Source organism: Peribacillus simplex, from assembly GCF_001578185.1.
GTDB lineage: Bacteria > Bacillota > Bacilli > Bacillales > DSM-1321 > Peribacillus > Peribacillus simplex_A.
This window is the reverse complement of sequence record NZ_CP011008.1, coordinates 625,049-641,883: the sequence shown is the minus strand read 5'-3', so window position 1 is coordinate 641,883 and position 16,835 is coordinate 625,049. Positions and strand designations below refer to the sequence as shown.

Sequence of the window (16,835 nt, the reverse complement as noted above, 5' to 3'; positions counted from 1 at the left end):
CATTACTATGGCTTCTGCTGACTTCTTGCGACTAACCTTTTTCGACTGTACTTCTGTACATCCGCAAGACCTCCCAGGGTAAGACACCTATCTTTCCTCTTTTACTCGCCTAATTTACTCTATAAAGTTACGCACATCTTTTGGACTTTAACTTGTCTTGGAGTTTAATCCCTTTATAGAGCCTTAGTATCAGATTCCTGTTCGTCGAGCCAAGATTTTATTCCACGCTTCCTCCAGCCCTTACCTCACGATAAGTACCTTGCGCTTCCTTAGTGGTTGGTCGATGTGTACCCCCACAGTGGACTTTCACCACCTAGATAGTTGCCATACCTGGCACACAAGAAAAAGGCTGCCTTAAAGACAGCTCTTATCCACCATTTAATAGAGGAACTATTATTATTAATAAACCTAAACTTATTAAGAAAGTTATAAGCCAATCTCTTTTTTTTGTCATCTTAAAAAGTATATTCAGAACCGAACTAATACATATACAAACTAAAAATACGAATAAAACCATAATATTTGATTCCAAGTAATCCTCCCCAACAATATTTTATATTTTACCATAAAAAACCAAGTTTTTTTATTGAACTATCCTGCCCCGTTAGCTCCAAAAGAAAAGAGCTGCCTTATAAACAGCTCTGATCTCAGCTAATGCACCCGTTAGTACATTAAAGCATAGTTTATTATTTTGTGATTTTTTAATATTCGAACCTCTTCTTCTAGTTTATCTATTTTTTGTTGAAGTTCTTACTTCGGTTGCACTAGTTTTCTTAGTAAAAACAAAACTAATATTACGAAAAGAGAAAAGATATATTTCAATGTAATAAGGGCAACAATAAGATCTTGCTTGGCTCTATCAGGAATATCACATTGTGTCGTAACAACTGTACTTCTCCTTAGCATTTGTAATACCAACCCCAACAGCCCGCCTAAATAATAATAAGCATCTTATATACATCAATCAGGATAGATTGATCCACTCTACTCACTGATAATACTAATATTGATCTGTTGTGGCTCCTAAGGTAGCACCATTTATCATAGAATTGTCATTATACTTTTTTAAATCACTAGGTTTCCCTGTAACTACTACACCAATAATTTTAAGGTTCTCAGGTTCTAGTTTAATTTTACCTTTATTAGTAATGTTATTGTAAATTTCAATTGCCTCATTCTGATAATTTGCACCATCGGATTTTATCATCTCTAGGTTAGATATAAAATTAGATGCTGGCTCAGCTTTTGGATGATTATTATATTGAAATCCATATGCTTCAAATCCACTTATGGTATGTCCTCTAGGAATATTCTCTTCTTCATTTAACTCGTTATGCTCTTTTATGTCATCCTTACTAAAGGTATCTACCCAATACCAAGCTAATTGATCTTTAAAAACTTTGTTAACTTCTTCTATTGAATAGCCCTTATTAAATGAAAATGCCATTTCTACGACGGAGTTATCATCAATTTGATTAAGTAAAACCCTGTCATCAAAAATTTGCTTATAGTTAACTTCTGGGTGATAAAATTCAATTACTCTTTCTCCTTGGTAAAATAAAGGAATTCTCTCATCCTCAATACTCCCAGATCCTGAGGGACCATCAGTAGTAATGAATCTTGATGTTCCAAAAATAGTAAAGACTTTTTCCTGTTCTCCCCATGGGATTGGTACCCCTCCAACTTTTTTAACTAACTTTGTTTTTGTTGTTGCTGAAATCGGAGAATAATTATAAGTTGTTCCTTGTTCTTCAATATTTGCTCCCATAATTCCATTCCAAGTTGAATCTAAACTAGTTTCCTTTTCCATTTTCATTTTCATTACTGTATCACCAATAAAGTATAGACCAGTTAAAACGATTAAACTAATACTTAAAGAAATGAGCACCATTTTTAGCATTGAGCGTCTCTTTGCTTTTTTCACTAATTTCTCAAACTCAAAATCTTTAGGTATAAATTCATTTTCTTTGCTCATTGTCATACCTCCTATATTGTTCTATAAATTCTTTTCTTGCCCTGTGAAGAATGGTCTTAACGGATCCTTCTTTCATGCCATATAATTCTGCTATTTCATTTATTTTCAATCCCGTACTATATTTGAGAAGAAGTAGTTGTCTATATTTTGGTTTTAATCTTTTTAACAGTTCATGTATATCTTTCACTAATTCACTTTGTAAGAGGGCAATTTCAGGTGTGTCTTCCTCGAATAGTTCATGTATGTTAAATTTCAATAATATTTCTTTCCGCCTCGATTTCTTACGGGTCAAGTCATAGTATTGATTTACTGCTACTCTAAAAAGCCAACTTTGTGTATTTGTGACTGAATCAATATATTGTAAGAATTTATAAGCAGTATCCTGAACAATATCTTCTGCATCTTCCTTTGAAGCACCCATTTTCAACAGGTATGAGTAAACAAATTTCAATATTTCGTTAAGTTTTTTCCCCATCATGTAATCATTCATTTCCGACCTCCCACCTTTAAAACGTTTAAGTAAAAAAAAGGTTAACAAAAATTTACAAAAAAAGTTTACTTGTTTGTCTAATAACGTTTTTAACTATAAATAATTTTGTCTAAAATTAAAAAAAGACTAGGCTATAATGGGTACAGTCAGGAAAATGTGGATTTACAACGCTAAGATATTTTTCAATTAAAAAGCCCAATTTAACTCTGAATTAATAGAGAAAATTAGGCTTTTTTTATGCAATAGGGACTGTTGGTTCTTCTGCCTATATCTTTCCTATAGCTTTGAAACAAAGTTTGATCACATTAATACAAGTACCTTGATAAATGAATAAATGGAAAGAGCATGTTTTGAAAAAAAATTGATCAAAACATGCCCTTATAATATTTTTATTGGATTATTCATTTATAAAAAAATCGATCATTTTTGTGTTCCTTAATCAACTAGTCGAGTAGAAGGGAACCTCTCTACCTTACGGTAGATTGTGTTCCTGCCCCCCTCACAGAACCGTGCTTGCGCTATTCACGCACACGGCTCCTCCTAGTTACCATTCACAAAATGTAGCTAATCTCTCAGATTCAGATTTTGCTAATTCTGCTATCCTTAGTAGTTTTGTTTCCATTTATCCCTACCTCTGAGTGTAGTAAATGTTTCCCTAGTAAGGGTGATAACTGGTAGCTAGCCTTTCCTCCATCGGCATTACCCAACTTCATTGGTACTACGCTGCTATCCGACTCCCTACACAGCATTTGGTTTCCTTGCTTTTTATCGCTTGTACACCATACTCTTCTAATAAGAAAAGACCGATAGGGTCTCCCGAGTTGCCGTATCATATCGATGTGTAACGTGCCAAGGTCTCTGACTCCAGAGAGGTTTTATCCATCTTGCCCTTAACGAAGGATAAAATGTAGCTTTCTGCTGTGCGTAAAGCATCAGCCCTCTCGATTTACTAACTTTATGGAGCTCAATCCCTTCAACCATTTGGCTTTCGGCCCGCCACCTAACTGTCTACGCTTAAAGACTAAAGTTACCTTTAGCCCTCCAAGACTCGCTACGAGCGAATGGCTAGTTCTTACTCGACGGGAATCCCACCCGCTATATGATACGACCTAGGCTCGGCCGCACACGCACCCGTTAGTTCTTTAAGGCCTTGTATTGTACTCTATGTTTCAAAAAAGAACTTATAAGTTCAAATTTTGAATCATTTCTACCCTATTACCAAATGGGTCTCTAAATTCAAAACGTTCAAAATTTGGAATTGGAACACCATCAAGTATTTTTATTGTCTCTTTTGTTAATCTATTTTTCCAATATGAGATGTCTTCTACTTCGTAAGCAATATGTGCTTTAGTTTTCAATCTATCAAAATCATCTTCTGTTCCTATATGTACATCTTTATCACCGACTTTTAACCAAAATCCTCCTCGTCCTTTAAGGGATTCGGGTTTTTCGATTTCTTGTAAACCTAAAATATCACAATAGAAATTTTTAGCCTTTTCTTCAGTCTCCTTTGGAATAGTTATCTGAACGTGATGTAATCCTTTTCTTCAGTCTCCTTTGGAATAGTTATCTGAACGTGATGTAATCCTTTAATCATTTTATCACCCTTATGAATTCAAATTTTTCCCAAAATTTCCCCTTTAACTAAAGGATACTAAACTTTCAAAGTAAATAAAATTTTATATTTTTTATAAAAATACATAAGAATCTCTTATGTTTAATGTTTTATATTTATAGTTACATCTTCAATTAACCTGTCCCTTTAAAAAAACTGCCTTAAAGACAGCTCCGATCTACAGCTAAAGCACCTGTTAATTGAATAAGACATTTTTATTGTATAAGTACAGATTCGTCATCCTTGAGTCTAACAACAGAACATTTATTTATATTTTCGAACACTTTCAACCTATCTTCTATTGACCTGCCAGAGTTATTTTGGAACAAATCTTCCCTATCATAATGAGGGAAAATAGCTTTATTAGTTAATCCTAGTGCTGTTAAATCCTGCATATCTACTGTATTTATCTGAGGTGTAAAATAATTTACCACTTCAATGTTTGGTCCAAGAACAATCGCTCCAGCACTTACCCCTACAATTACAGTGTTTTGTTTTGCTATGTCCTTTAATATTAAGTCAGCCCCATTTTTTTTCATTTGATACAGCAAATAAAACGGATTCCCTCCGTTGATATAGATTACATTATATTTCTTTAGTAGTTCTGGTTTGTCGAATTCTATATCATTAAAATCAACCTTCTTAAATCCAAATCCTAAAAGATCTTCTTTTGCTTTCATTGCGAATCTATTATTTTGTTTTTTATGAGAAGCTGTAGTAATTATTGTTGCTTTTAAATTACTCAAATCTCCATCAATTAGTTGTAAAAATTGTTGCTTAATTAAATCTGTAAAAAATCCATTAGAAGTTAATAAAATCTTAGTCATTCAAATCAACCTCTTTTATTAAATATACTTTTATATGTTCCAGTAAAAACAGTAAACCCCTCCTTTTTAGCTTTTTCTTAATCAACTATCCTGCCCCGATAGTTCATTAAGCAAAAAGGCCACCAAATGGCAGCCCCGGGGGATCTCAACAAACGTACCTGTAGTTTAACAAGCCGCAGCACTATCTTAGATATCCTCCATTATTAATATCTAATGTTGCGCCTGTATAATGCTTGGCTCTATCTGATAATAAGAAGACAACAGTATCAGCCACATCTTCAGGCAGGACAGGCGTATTGATAAGTTGGTTACTTAAATACTCCTCTTTTCTCCAATCAGGGATTGTACCCATCATGGGAGTATTAACCATCGTAGGAGCAACAGCATTAACTCGGATGTATGGTGAGAAATTCATTGCACAGCTTTTAGTTAAACCTAATATGGCAGCCTTTGATAACCCATAAATTGCATCTGAACTGCCCTCCATTCCTGACACTGAAGACATATTAACGATAACTCCCTTACGTTGGCTTTGGAACAATTTTTTACCGAACATTTGTGAGAGATAAATAAACCCCTTAACATTTATATCTAGGACTTTATCAATTTCATCTACTTGATAATCCAGTATATTTTTCGCCAAATAAATCCCCGCATTATTAACTAAACTATCTACATCAGCTTGTTCTGCTTCAACATATACAAAAAATTTAACGACCTCTTCATGGTTACTTACATCTAACTGATATGTATGTAGAACATAGCGATCATCCATTGACTGTTTTAAATCATATAAGGAATGTTCATTAATATCGCATGCAATTACTGAAGCCCCCTCATATAAGCATTGTTTGACAATTTCTTTACCTATTCCAGAAGCCGCGCCTGTTACGATTACTTTTCTATTTTTGAGCACTTATTAAAGCCCCTCTCTCTACCTTTTATTACTCTAATTAACCAAATAGTATCATGAACGTTATCTATTAACCTTATTCAACTATCCTGCCCCGTTAGTGCCATAACAAAAAGGCTGCCGAAGCAACCCCTGTTAATGAACTATAGCACCCGTTAGTTTAAGTGAGAAACATCACAAACAGAGTATTATTTCATTTTAACAATATTTTATTTTATTAGGCTATGTTAAAGATTAAGGTTGATTGAAAAAATGCAAACCATTTGGTTATTTATGTTAAAATAAAATGATATTGTGATAATTTATACTTAAATTTAAAGAGTCTAAGGGAGTTAATTTAATATGGATATAACTTTCACTTCATTTTTAGTTATTATAATAATAATTTCAATTGTAATAAATATTTATTTATACACTCAGCTTAAAAGATATCAGTTAAATGACAGGTCTCATAAAGCTAAGTGGCAAGAGGTTATGGGACTTCATAATCCAGTAAACCTAATGGTATGGTTCTTTTTAACTGTGGCTTTATTTTTGGGAGCGATAGTATTAATAGTCGAAGCATTCAACCTATAAAATTATCGGAGAATAAACTATGAAATCTAAAATTTTGGATCTTATAATGTATATTTTATTAATTGCCTTTTGTACTTATTGGCTAATTTCAGAAGAGTCACCTGCTGTATATCTTGGGATTTATGCTGTATGTGCAGTACTTTTCCTTGGTTATAAAATCAAGAAACTCAAAGAAAATAATTCTTAACAAAGAAGAATCCCCCTGATTTACTAATCAGAGGGTCCTTTTTTTGTTGATAAATGTTAATTAACTATTAGGTAGGTAAATTTTTTTAGTATCAAGAAACGCTTGTGCATATTTGTATTTTCCTAATTGTACATTTGAATTTAAATGAATTGATAAAAAATGGGTGATTTCTTCTTCAACTATCCTGCCCCGTTAGTTGCATAAAGAAAAATATGCTAAAGACAGCTCTGTTCTACAGCTAAAACGTTAGTTGAACAAGCACCTTATCTTTTATTGCACCTAAATATGAAACTAAATCCTGCCATCATTTCATGTTTCTCATTAAATATTTTAATAAGGGCATCATAAACCAAGTCGTTAAATGAGGAGCGTGTCCAATGAAAAAAATATTGTTTTTTATCTTTCTTTTATTAATTCCTTCCTTCTCCTTTCAAATAAATGTGTCCGCATCCACTAAAAGTCGTGAGGAATATGAAAAAACTGGACATGTTATTTGGGAAGTTAACACAAAGGAAAAATTAGTTGCCATTACTTTTGATGATGGACCTCATCCGGTTTTTACCCCACAAATACTTGATATATTAGCTAAATATGATGCTAAAGCCACCTTTTTTGTAGCTGGTAATAAAGTAATAAGATTTCCTGAACTATTAAAACGGGAAGTAAAAGAAGGACACGAAATTGCCAATCATACTTATCATCATATTTACGGAAATATTACATCAGCAAAACTATCATCAGAATTAGAAGAAACAGATAAAATTATACAGAAGTCAGTTGGTTTAAAACCGACTCTTTACCGACCAGTAGGTGGTTTTTATAATGATTTAATTATTAATACTGCATTAAAAAACGGAAAAGATGTCGTTTTATGGTCATGGGGTCAGGACTCTCGCGATTGGGCAAATCCACCCGCAAGTCAAATTTATAACTATATAACAAAAGGAGTAAAACCAGGTAATATCATTCTATTTCATGATTGGCATGGTAGTGAATATACTCAGACTTCTCAAACAGTTATTGTATTAGATAACATTTTGGGGTTTTTATATGATAGAGGGTATAAATGTGTAACTGTATCTGAATTGCTCTACCAGTCGACACAAATAATTCCAGACTCTTTTGAAATTTATCCTACAAAAAGAGAAAGTTTTCGCATAAGGAGCCAAATGGACAAAGAGAGATAGATAATCATCTTTATTTGTCCACTAACCTGCCCCTTTAGTTCCATAATCGAGTAGGGGGAAAATAAGTTTATTTTCGCCCCTCTCACAACACCGTACGTACGGTTCGCGTATACGGCGTTTCAATTTATATCACAGTGTGTACTTTTAGATAATGTTCTAAAGCAGAGGGGACTCCCCTCTGCTTTAGTCTTTTGTTTGAGACTGCTCTTTGGACGACTTTGGATAATCCTATGAATCGGTAACCTTTTCGACAGTAGGTTAATCCTTTCGCTTCTTCCTCCGGAATTCCTAGTTGAATAAGCGATTTAATTTGTTTCTTCGCTACTTTCCATTGTTTCCATATGATGACCCTAATTCTAGAGCGAAGTTTTGTGTCTATTCGTTCCGTCTTTTTTTTCATGTTTGCCACTCTGAAGTAGTTTACCCATCCAACTATTACTTGGTTCAATTTCAATATTCGGTAGTCTAGTGGAACATTCCAATTTCGCTTTGTCAGTTGTCGAAGTTTCCTTTGAAATTTCTGTACAGAACTTGGATGAGGTTTCACTTTGTAGTTGTTGTTATTAGTGTCGTAATAATACCCAAATCCTAAGAATTTCAACTCTTTTGGACGTGAGATTCTACTCTTCTCTACGTTGACTATCAGGCCTAATTTCTCTTCTATAAATCTCACGATTGTGCTCATTACTCGGTTCGCTGCCTTTTCACTTTTCACAAAGATAAGGGCATCATCAGCGTACCTCACGAACCTTAGTCCTCTTTTCTCCAGTTCCTTATCAAGTTCGTTTAACATTATATTACTTAATAGTGGACTGAGGTTGCCTCCTTGCGGAGTACCGACAGGTGTGTCTTCATATTTTCCATTCACCATGACTCCACTGACTAAGTATTTTCTGATTAACGAGATGACATCTCCGTCTTTTATTGTGTTGGATATGATTCTCATGAGTTTATCGTGATGGACGGTATCGAAGAATCTTTCAAGATCAATGTCGACTACCCAATCATGTTCATCATTCAGAAACTCCAGGCTTTTAATTATCGCCATTTCACAACTTCTTTTTGGTCTGAAACCGTAACTGAATTCACTGAATTGCTTTTCAAATAGTGGACTGAGAACTTGATGAATGGCTTGTTGAACGACTCTATCCACTACTGTTGGTATTCCCAATTTGCGCATCTTTCCATTTTCTTTTGGGATCTCCACTCTTAAGGCAGCTTGTGGTTGGTATTTTCTTGTTCTGATGCGCTGACGCAGTTCATCTTTGTTCTCTTTCAGGTATTGCTTTAGTTCGTCGACTGTTACTCCGTCGACCCCACTTGCACCTTTATTTTTATAGACACGTATGTAGGCTTCGTTCATATTTTTATTACTTAGGATTTGTTCTAAAAGTTCCACACTCGTTTCTCCTTTCCTCTCACGTAGTAAGTAATATCTCCATTTTGGTTATTCTTTGAGGTACGCTCATACATTCACCATTAACACATTCGGAGTTCGTCACTTACGCATTCGTGGCGTTGAAACACTATAAATTGTTCAGCCCTTCATGAAATTATTTCATTACTATGGCTTCTGCTGACTTCTTGCGACTAACCTTTTTCGACTGTACTTCTGTACATCCGCAAGACCTCCCAGGGTAAGACACCTATCTTTCCTCTTTTACTCGCCTGATTTACTCTATAAAGTTACGCACATCTTTTGGACTTTAACTTGTCTTGGAGTTTAATCCCTTTATAGAGCCTTAGTATCAGATTCCTGTTCGTCGAGCCAAGATTTTATTCCACGCTTCCTCTAGCCCTTACCTCACGATAAGTACCTTGCGCTTCCTTAGTGGTTGGTCGATGTGTACCCCCACAGTGGACTTACACCACCTAGATAGTTGCCATGCCTGGCACACAAGAAAAAACTGCCTTAGAGACAGCTTCGATCTTGAGCACCTGTTAGTTGAATAGTATTTAGTAGGATTTATTATTAAAACAGTCTTCACAAATGAATTTACCTTCGTTTCTAAAATATGCTTTTATTTCAGTAAAACCTTTTCGCTTTGGATAACGCATTTTTACAAAAACAACGTCATCTCCCTTAATCTCTTTATCACAAATAGTACATTTGGGTTTATCCCATAACACGACTAAATCACCTCTATGTAATGTTAATTCCTCTTCATATCTTTACGAATAACTTTTATAAAAGTTTCTACTACTCTCCTGCACCTTTTGCTCCATAAGAATATCTTCAAGTTCCCTTACCATATTCGTTTCAACTTTTTCAAGATGGATGAAAAATTTTACCTTTCTTTTTTTGGAAACAAGGTATAACTAAAACTGATGATAAAATCAATAACCAAGATCAATGTCCATAATTTTAAAGTATTAAGCAATGCTTGAGTTTGAGAAGGATTATTAATCGAAAAGATCATCACTGCTAAAAGAGCTCCTCCTATTAACCAAGAAACAAAATGCCGGAACCATCCTATACGCTCCTGTCTAGCATGTTCCCTTCCGAATTTTTTCTTTTTTATAGGTTTTTCACCATTTCCATATTTATAAGCGAAATGCACATCCGCCCATTTGATCATCTGATGCCCAAACGCTACACTTACCCCTATATAAATGGCAGAAAGTCCATGTACGGTGGTTGCAATAGCCCCATTTTTTAAATCTAAAACAGTAGCAATGAGTAAAATGATATCGACGATTGGCGTACAAATAAGCAACAATGTACCAAGCTTCTTTTTCTTTAAAATATATCTAACTAATAATCCTGCTAAAACAAACACCCAAAATCCAATCTCACAGAAAATAATTAACCAACCAATCAATTCAACACCCCTTTATTTAATACAACTGTATTATTATAACAATTATTTCCAAAATAAGTGTGAATTCTTAGTGAACTAAACTGCCTCGATAGTGCATAAATCGAGTAGGAGGAGGCGCCTAGCCTCCGACCTCTCACACCACCGTACGTACCGTTCGGTATACGGCGGTTCAGTTTAAGTCTGACGTAGTTTTGTATATCGTTCATATAGATTTACTAACCCATGATGGAGCCAATAAACATTATTAAGGGTTTTGTCTAGAATAGGACTATGCGCTATGCGCCAATAACCCTTTCTGCTATTTCCCCATTCATATGCTTTTCCAAATGGGACGCCTAATCCTTTGAGTTTCCTCACCCTCGTTCTTGGTAATTTCCATTGCTTCCATAGGCACATTCTGAGTCTTCTTCGAATCCATGAATCTAAATTCTTCAATACGTTCGGAGTATCAATGAGGGCGAAATACCCCATCCAACCTCTAAGGTATTGCTTTAACTTATTTATTCGGAGTTCCATGGGTATCGGTAATTTTCTCGAGGTCATTTCCCTGATTCGTTTCTTTACCCTCTTCACCGTTTGTTTAGCCAGTAGAACCTTCGGGTTCTTCTTTGACTTCGTGAAACTAAAACCGAGAAACGTTCTGTTCCAAGGGCGATCATACTTCGACTTCTCGTAGTTGACCTTTAGCTTCAGTTTATTTTCAATGAAGCTTGAGATATTTCCCATTGCACGTTTGGCGGCTTTTCGTGTCTTCACAAAGATAGTACTGTCATCCGCATACCTTACGAATCGAAGATTGCGTTTCTCTAGTTCTTTATCTAAATCGTCTAACATGATATTAGATAATAAAGGACTTAACGGACCTCCTTGCGGAGTTCCCTCCTCACTTTTATGAAAAAGTCCGCCTATCATAATGCCTGCTTGAAGGAATTTACGAATCAGTTTAAGAACTCGTTTATCTTCAATTTTCCGCTCTAACATTCCCATGAGCTTGTCATGATTCACTTTATCGAAGAACTTCTCCAAATCCATATCCACTACCCATGTATAACCTTCGGTTATATAGGACTTTGCCTTTCGAACCGCCTGGTGCCCTTGTTTGTTAGGGCGAAATCCATAGCTATTCTCCGAAAAGGTTGAGTCATATATCTTGGTCAATATTTGGGCAATGGCTTGTTGAATGAAACGGTCTAGAACGGTTGGAATACCCAAAAGCCGAACTCCGCCGTTTGGTTTCGGGATTTCGATACGACGGACGGGCTTCGGTTGATAGGTACCCTGTAAAAGGGCAGTTTTCATGTTGTACCATTCGGTTACGAGGTGCGGTCTCAGGTTTTGGACCCGCATTCCATCTACACCATGGCTTCCCTTATTTCTTTCTACACGCTTCAATGCCTGTATTAAGTTTTCCCTCTCTAGTATCTGTTCCATTAACATCGTTGATATCCTTTCTACGTGGATAAATGGTCTATTTGTGCCTTTATCTGCTCCACCCTTTTGAAGTTCCCCGTGTATTCACCACTTCTTCCTTCAAATAAGTTCCGTTAGGAATTGTTTGCTTCTTCACAGATAACGAACGCCTAGTATTCATCCTCCTTAATCTGTTCGGTCCTTCCTTGTCTTCTCGAGTAGACAAGTACTATGACCTCTGCTGACTTCTGATGATTCAGCTGTCCATCACTGGAAAGGTTACCAAGTGTACTTGGCTGTCATCAGACCTCCCCGGGTAAGAGTGCAATCTTTCCCTCCATCTATCTGCTTCATTTACTCTGTACCACCTTCGGCAGTAAGGACTTTGTTTTGTTTCGCAAACTCATCCAATGATACCTAGCCTTATATGAAGTTCGTGTTCCTCAGACCGGAGGTTTGCCGCTTGCTTCCTTCAGATTCCACGTCACCGTGGACACCCTTGCATTAAGCTAACCACTACTACTGCCTTCATGATTCGGGACTTCCACCCTATAGATTGCACCCATGCCGGGCGCACGAAAAAGCTGCCTTAAAGACAGCTCTGATCTAAAGCTAACGCACCCGTTAGTTCATTAAGCGATAAATATTAATAATAGCCCATATTATAATTAAGCCCCAAATCAATACTATTATTGAGCCGACTATCCAATTCTTCGGCTTACCCTTTTTCATCATTTCTTCTGCCTTAACTTCACAGTTGGTTAATACACTCTTTGGTATCATCTTTAATGCAATCATTACCCCTATTGGAACGAGAATTACATCGTCTAAGTAGCCAAGAATGGGTATAAAATCAGGTATGAGGTCAATCGGATTGAATGCATAAGCTACAACACAAGCCGTAAATACTTTTGCATACCAAGGCACCCGTTCATCTTTACAAGCAAAGTAAAGGATAAAGATCTGTCGTTTTAATTTTCTCGCCCAAGTCTTAATTTAGTTAAACATTTTATCTCCTAATAATATTTAAGATTTTATTTCCATTATGACAAAATAAAATTTACTAAGGATTGATATTGCATTAACCTGCCCTGTTAGTCGAAAAAGAAAAAAAGACCGCCGCAGCGATCCTAATCTTTAAATCTCACATCCGTCAGTTGAACAAGGAAATGAAAGGTTCTCCTAATAGAAAAACGATGATCAATCAACCTTTTTAGTTTCTCATTCTTACTGCATAAGGATAAATTGGATCCTTTAATTGAAATTCATACGTAAGACCATCGACAATTCCAACTACTTTTTCGCTATCGTAAAGATCAAGCATAAATCCAGCCATTTCTTTAGCTGTATGGTATTTTGGAAGAAGCCCTTCGAATGTAACATTTTCCTCCAAGTCATTCGATACTTTTGCAAATTCAGTTTCAGTTGCAGCAGGAGCTAATACTTTTGCTTGCATGCTTGCACCTTGTTCTTTTAATTCATGTGCAAGGCCTTCAGTAAAGGCACTTACATAGAATTTAGAAGCACAATATGTGATTGCATTTCCAATAATCGTGTAACCTCCACCTGATGAAACGTTAATTAATTGCGTTCCTTCAACAGTTGAATAATCACGCACATAAAGAGAAGTTAAAATAGTTAAAGCTTCAATATTTAAATTTAGCATAGTCTCAATTTTAGTTAAATTTTGTTCTCCAACTGATGCGAAATTACCAAACCCTGCATTATTAATCCAAGTTTCAATTTCGTATTCCTTTAAATCTTCAAATAATGTATACGCATTTTTCGTATTAGATAAATCAACTGTTTTTATAATGACATCTAATTCAGCATTTACTTTCGCGATTTCTGATTTTAGTTTTTCGAGTTCCTCAGTTCTACGTGCCACAATGACTAAATTTTTTCCACGAGCAGCAAAAGCAAGAGCTGTTTCATAACCAATCCCAGAACTTGCACCTGTAATAACTGTATATTTCTTCATTTCATTTCCTCCTACTATTTTGTTTATACTAATAACAATTGATTTTTTAGATGATACGAATTTATTATATGGGTTAGAGTAAACTCTAAGTCAAACCTATTTTTACACTTGATTAGCATTGGTTAAGTATGGAGGTTTTTATGTATACAATTAGCGAAGTGGCACAACTTCTAGGAGTCAGCACACATACATTACGTTACTATGAAAAAGAGAAAATCATTCTTCCAGATCGAAATGAACATGGAGATAGAATATATTCTGAATCGCATCTTCAATGGCTAAAATTTGTTTTAAAGTTAAAAGAGACGCAAATGCCGATCACAAAAATAAAAGAATATGCCTACTTGTATACTGAAGGAGAACATACAGCAATAAATCGATTAAAACTGTTAGAAGATCATAAAAGTTCGATTGAAAACCAGTTAAAGACGCTGGAAGAAACAAATAAAATGTTAGAACATAAAATTACATCATATAAAGAAATGATTCTGAAAAGAGATGAAGGAGTTACAAAAGCATAATATTATCTGAAAATGAAAGTGTTAAATTACGAAAACTCATAAAATCAAAAGGACCAACATATTAGATACGTCTAATATGTGCGGTCCTTAATGGGGTAGCATCAGGATTATGCGGAAATATAGTTTTTTAAAGTTATCAACTTATTTCTGGACAAACTCCTTAAATTTAGTAAAAGTTCGTCTTATTAAAGTAAAATCCTTATGCAACTAAACTGCCCCGATAGTTCCGTAAGAAAAAGGTTGCCGCAGCAGCCCTTTATTGAAGTAAATCCCCTTTAATTGCATAAGAAACTTCTATGGCGGCGATTCTCGCCGCCACCATCTAGCACGAAAACCTGCTCTTTACCCAAAAATAAAGTCTAACCCATTAAACCCTTGACAATAATGGATGATAACAATACAACCAGGCTGGACTTTTTTTGGTGGATCTTAAGGAATATACCCTGTATAAGAAACTGGTTGTGACAGTATGGAAGAACCAGTTAGTGTACTACAAGTACGTATACAAAAATTTTTGTAACAAATCTCCTGTCATATGTATTGTTAATCTTTTTTTGAGGTGATTCTCCTATGGAAGCAATGATTGAACGGTGTGCTGGCCTAGATGTACACCAAGAAACAGTAGTAGCCTGTGTACTATTTGGTCCATTAGATAAAAAGCCAAAAACCTCTATTGAAACGTTTTCAACTACAACAACGGGACTCTTGGCTTTAAGTGATTGGCTAGCTACACTTCAGGTATCCGATGTTGTGATGGAAAGTACCGGAGTCTATTGGAAACCAATATGGAATATACTTGAAGGTTCTTTTCACCTTGTTCTTGCCAATGCCAGACATGTCAAAAATGTTCCAGGGCGTAAAACTGATGTGAAAGATGCCGAATGGCTTGCCAAGCTTCTAAGATGTGGACTTATTGAAAGCAATTTTGTACCACCAGAGGATATTCGTGATTTACGAGATCTTACTCGTTATCGAAAAAAATTGATTCATCATCGCACTTCAGAGCAGAATCGCATTCACAAAATTCTTCAAGATGCTAATATCAAGCTAACATCCGTACTATCAGACATTTTTGGTGTATCGGGACGCCGTATCCTTGAAGCGATTCTAAACGGTGAAAAAATAGAGACCGATGGTCTTCGAAAAATGGTGGATTGGCGAACAAAAGCAAGTATTACTGACATTGCCAGTGCAATTAATGGTCGTATTCGCCGTCATCATCGTGATATGTTGCGTTACCATTGGGAGCATATGAGTTATTTAGAAAAAGCCATAGAAGAATTGGAAAAACAAATCGATCAACTCCTGTCCCCCTATCGTAAGGAAGTAGAATTATTGGATGGAATACCTGGTGTGAACAAAGCTGCCGCAGCTACTTTTATTGCAGAGATGGGCGTTGATATGTCCGTATTTAAGTCAGCTAAACATCTTGCCTCTTGGGCTGGTGTGAGTCCCGGAAATTACGAAAGTGCTGGTAAAAAAAAACGAGTAAAACCACACAAGGTAACAAAGCATTAAAAACGATGGCTGTAGAGTGTGTACTGGCAACCTCAAGGCAAAATAATCGAATTGCTTCACATCGAAAAAGGATTACCAAACGACAGGGAAAAATGAAGGGCCGAATTGCTTCTGCTCATTTACTTTTGACGATTGCTTACAACATCTTAAAAACAGGAGAACCCTATCATGAACTAGGCTCAAATTACCTTGAAGAAAAACAAATGAACAAAGAATTAAAAATGATCGAATACCTAAAAAAGAAAGGCTATACAATCGATCCATCAGAACAACAAACTGCATAACCAGTTAAAATAACGACATAGTACATTTACGTCCTTCAAAAAAATTAGAATTTGGTGGGCTTATTTTAGTATGGCCTTTCACGAATATGTTTTCATACAAAAAAGCTACGATCTTCTAAAATAAACCACTTAATTGAAATCTACAGAACCGTCTCCACAACAACGATTCATATCAAAATAAATTATTGCAAACAGCATTATGTAAACTAGGAAAGCTAAATATATATTGTGTTTAATGATGTCGGTTTATGTTGGTTTATGTAGTTTGAATATAGAATAATATTAAATCCATTTTATTGTATGTTTAAACGTGGTTTTAAAGAAATAGAAGAGGGAAGATATGAAAAAATTAAATGATCAACTATTGATAGAATCATACCTTAAAGCAATTGAATTAGGCTTAGATAAAAATTTCATCCTCGTTCTAGAAGAAGAAATGAAGAGAAGAGGTCTACACCTTATCGTTCAAAAAGATAGGCGTAACTAATTAGTATAAGCCTCTTAAGTTAATTAAAAAAAAGCCACCAAA

17 protein-coding genes are annotated in these 16,835 nt (G+C 35.4%); 6 read left to right on the top strand and 11 right to left on the bottom strand.

The annotated features are described in order from the left end of the window. Nucleotides 1-1,000: 1,000 nt before the first annotated feature. The 5 genes from UP17_RS03030 to UP17_RS03010 form a co-directional block, all read right to left on the bottom strand. Nucleotides 1,001-1,975, bottom strand: coding sequence for an anti sigma factor C-terminal domain-containing protein (locus tag UP17_RS03030; protein WP_061461602.1), 975 nt, complete (start codon nucleotides 1,973-1,975; stop codon nucleotides 1,001-1,003). Continuing rightward, nucleotides 1,959-2,465, bottom strand: a complete 507-nt coding sequence (locus UP17_RS03025; RefSeq protein WP_061461601.1) for an RNA polymerase sigma factor — start codon at nucleotides 2,463-2,465, stop codon at nucleotides 1,959-1,961. The genes UP17_RS03030 and UP17_RS03025 overlap by 17 nt, the downstream gene beginning before the upstream one ends. Before the next feature lie 1,181 nt (nucleotides 2,466-3,646). Beyond that, nucleotides 3,647-3,988, bottom strand: a complete 342-nt coding sequence (locus UP17_RS03020) for a VOC family protein (RefSeq protein WP_061461600.1) — start codon at nucleotides 3,986-3,988, stop codon at nucleotides 3,647-3,649. A 307-nt stretch (nucleotides 3,989-4,295) separates the two neighbouring features. Continuing rightward, entirely contained in the window at nucleotides 4,296-4,907 is a 612-nt protein-coding gene (locus UP17_RS03015; RefSeq protein ID WP_061461599.1) for a Type 1 glutamine amidotransferase-like domain-containing protein, read from the bottom strand. Nucleotides 4,908-5,088: 181 nt separating this feature from the next. Next, a complete protein-coding gene (locus UP17_RS03010) occupies nucleotides 5,089-5,823 on the bottom strand; it encodes an SDR family NAD(P)-dependent oxidoreductase (protein ID WP_061461598.1) in 735 nt (244 codons plus the stop codon). A gap of 592 nt (nucleotides 5,824-6,415) precedes the next feature. Here UP17_RS03010 and UP17_RS27260 point away from each other — a divergent pair. After that, complete coding sequence (locus UP17_RS27260; RefSeq protein ID WP_155727190.1) at nucleotides 6,416-6,583, top strand: hypothetical protein; 168 nt, start codon at nucleotides 6,416-6,418, stop codon at nucleotides 6,581-6,583. A 377-nt stretch (nucleotides 6,584-6,960) separates the two neighbouring features. Then, nucleotides 6,961-7,770 (top strand): polysaccharide deacetylase family protein, encoded by an 810-nt coding sequence (locus UP17_RS03000; protein ID WP_061461596.1) that lies wholly within the window; start codon nucleotides 6,961-6,963, stop codon nucleotides 7,768-7,770. 124 nt (nucleotides 7,771-7,894) lie between these two features. Here UP17_RS03000 and ltrA (UP17_RS02995) read toward each other — a convergent pair whose 3' ends face one another. The 6 genes from ltrA (UP17_RS02995) to UP17_RS02970 form a co-directional block, all read right to left on the bottom strand. Continuing rightward, entirely contained in the window at nucleotides 7,895-9,169 is a 1,275-nt protein-coding gene (ltrA, locus tag UP17_RS02995) for a group II intron reverse transcriptase/maturase (RefSeq protein ID WP_061461595.1), read from the bottom strand. A gap of 557 nt (nucleotides 9,170-9,726) precedes the next feature. Beyond that, nucleotides 9,727-9,900, bottom strand: a complete 174-nt coding sequence (locus tag UP17_RS02990) for a hypothetical protein (protein ID WP_061461594.1) — start codon at nucleotides 9,898-9,900, stop codon at nucleotides 9,727-9,729. A 158-nt stretch (nucleotides 9,901-10,058) separates the two neighbouring features. Beyond that, a complete protein-coding gene (locus UP17_RS02985; protein ID WP_061461593.1) occupies nucleotides 10,059-10,592 on the bottom strand; it encodes a hypothetical protein in 534 nt (177 codons plus the stop codon). 174 nt (nucleotides 10,593-10,766) lie between these two features. After that, complete coding sequence (ltrA, locus tag UP17_RS02980) at nucleotides 10,767-12,029, bottom strand: group II intron reverse transcriptase/maturase (protein WP_061461592.1); 1,263 nt, start codon at nucleotides 12,027-12,029, stop codon at nucleotides 10,767-10,769. Between the two features lie 597 nt (nucleotides 12,030-12,626). Next, nucleotides 12,627-12,998, bottom strand: coding sequence for a YkvA family protein (locus tag UP17_RS02975; RefSeq protein ID WP_061461591.1), 372 nt, complete (start codon nucleotides 12,996-12,998; stop codon nucleotides 12,627-12,629). Nucleotides 12,999-13,215: 217 nt separating this feature from the next. Beyond that, on the bottom strand, nucleotides 13,216-13,983 hold the full coding sequence (locus tag UP17_RS02970) for an SDR family NAD(P)-dependent oxidoreductase (protein ID WP_061461590.1): 768 nt from the start codon (nucleotides 13,981-13,983) through the stop codon (nucleotides 13,216-13,218). A 140-nt stretch (nucleotides 13,984-14,123) separates the two neighbouring features. On the opposite strand from UP17_RS02970, the gene UP17_RS02965 reads away from it, so the two are divergent. The 4 genes from UP17_RS02965 (at nucleotide 14,124) to UP17_RS02955 (ending at nucleotide 16,793) form a co-directional block, all read left to right on the top strand. After that, entirely contained in the window at nucleotides 14,124-14,504 is a 381-nt protein-coding gene (locus UP17_RS02965; protein ID WP_061461589.1) for a MerR family transcriptional regulator, read from the top strand. Between the two features lie 570 nt (nucleotides 14,505-15,074). Then, nucleotides 15,075-16,022, top strand: a complete 948-nt coding sequence (locus UP17_RS02960; protein ID WP_250211738.1) for an IS110 family RNA-guided transposase — start codon at nucleotides 15,075-15,077, stop codon at nucleotides 16,020-16,022. A 5-nt stretch (nucleotides 16,023-16,027) separates the two neighbouring features. Beyond that, nucleotides 16,028-16,306: a hypothetical protein gene (locus tag UP17_RS28550; protein ID WP_250211739.1), complete on the top strand. Its 279-nt coding sequence runs from the start codon at nucleotides 16,028-16,030 to the stop codon at nucleotides 16,304-16,306. 340 nt (nucleotides 16,307-16,646) lie between these two features. Beyond that, nucleotides 16,647-16,793: a sporulation histidine kinase inhibitor Sda gene (locus UP17_RS02955; RefSeq protein ID WP_061461588.1), complete on the top strand. Its 147-nt coding sequence runs from the start codon at nucleotides 16,647-16,649 to the stop codon at nucleotides 16,791-16,793. Nucleotides 16,794-16,835 lie beyond the last annotated feature (42 nt).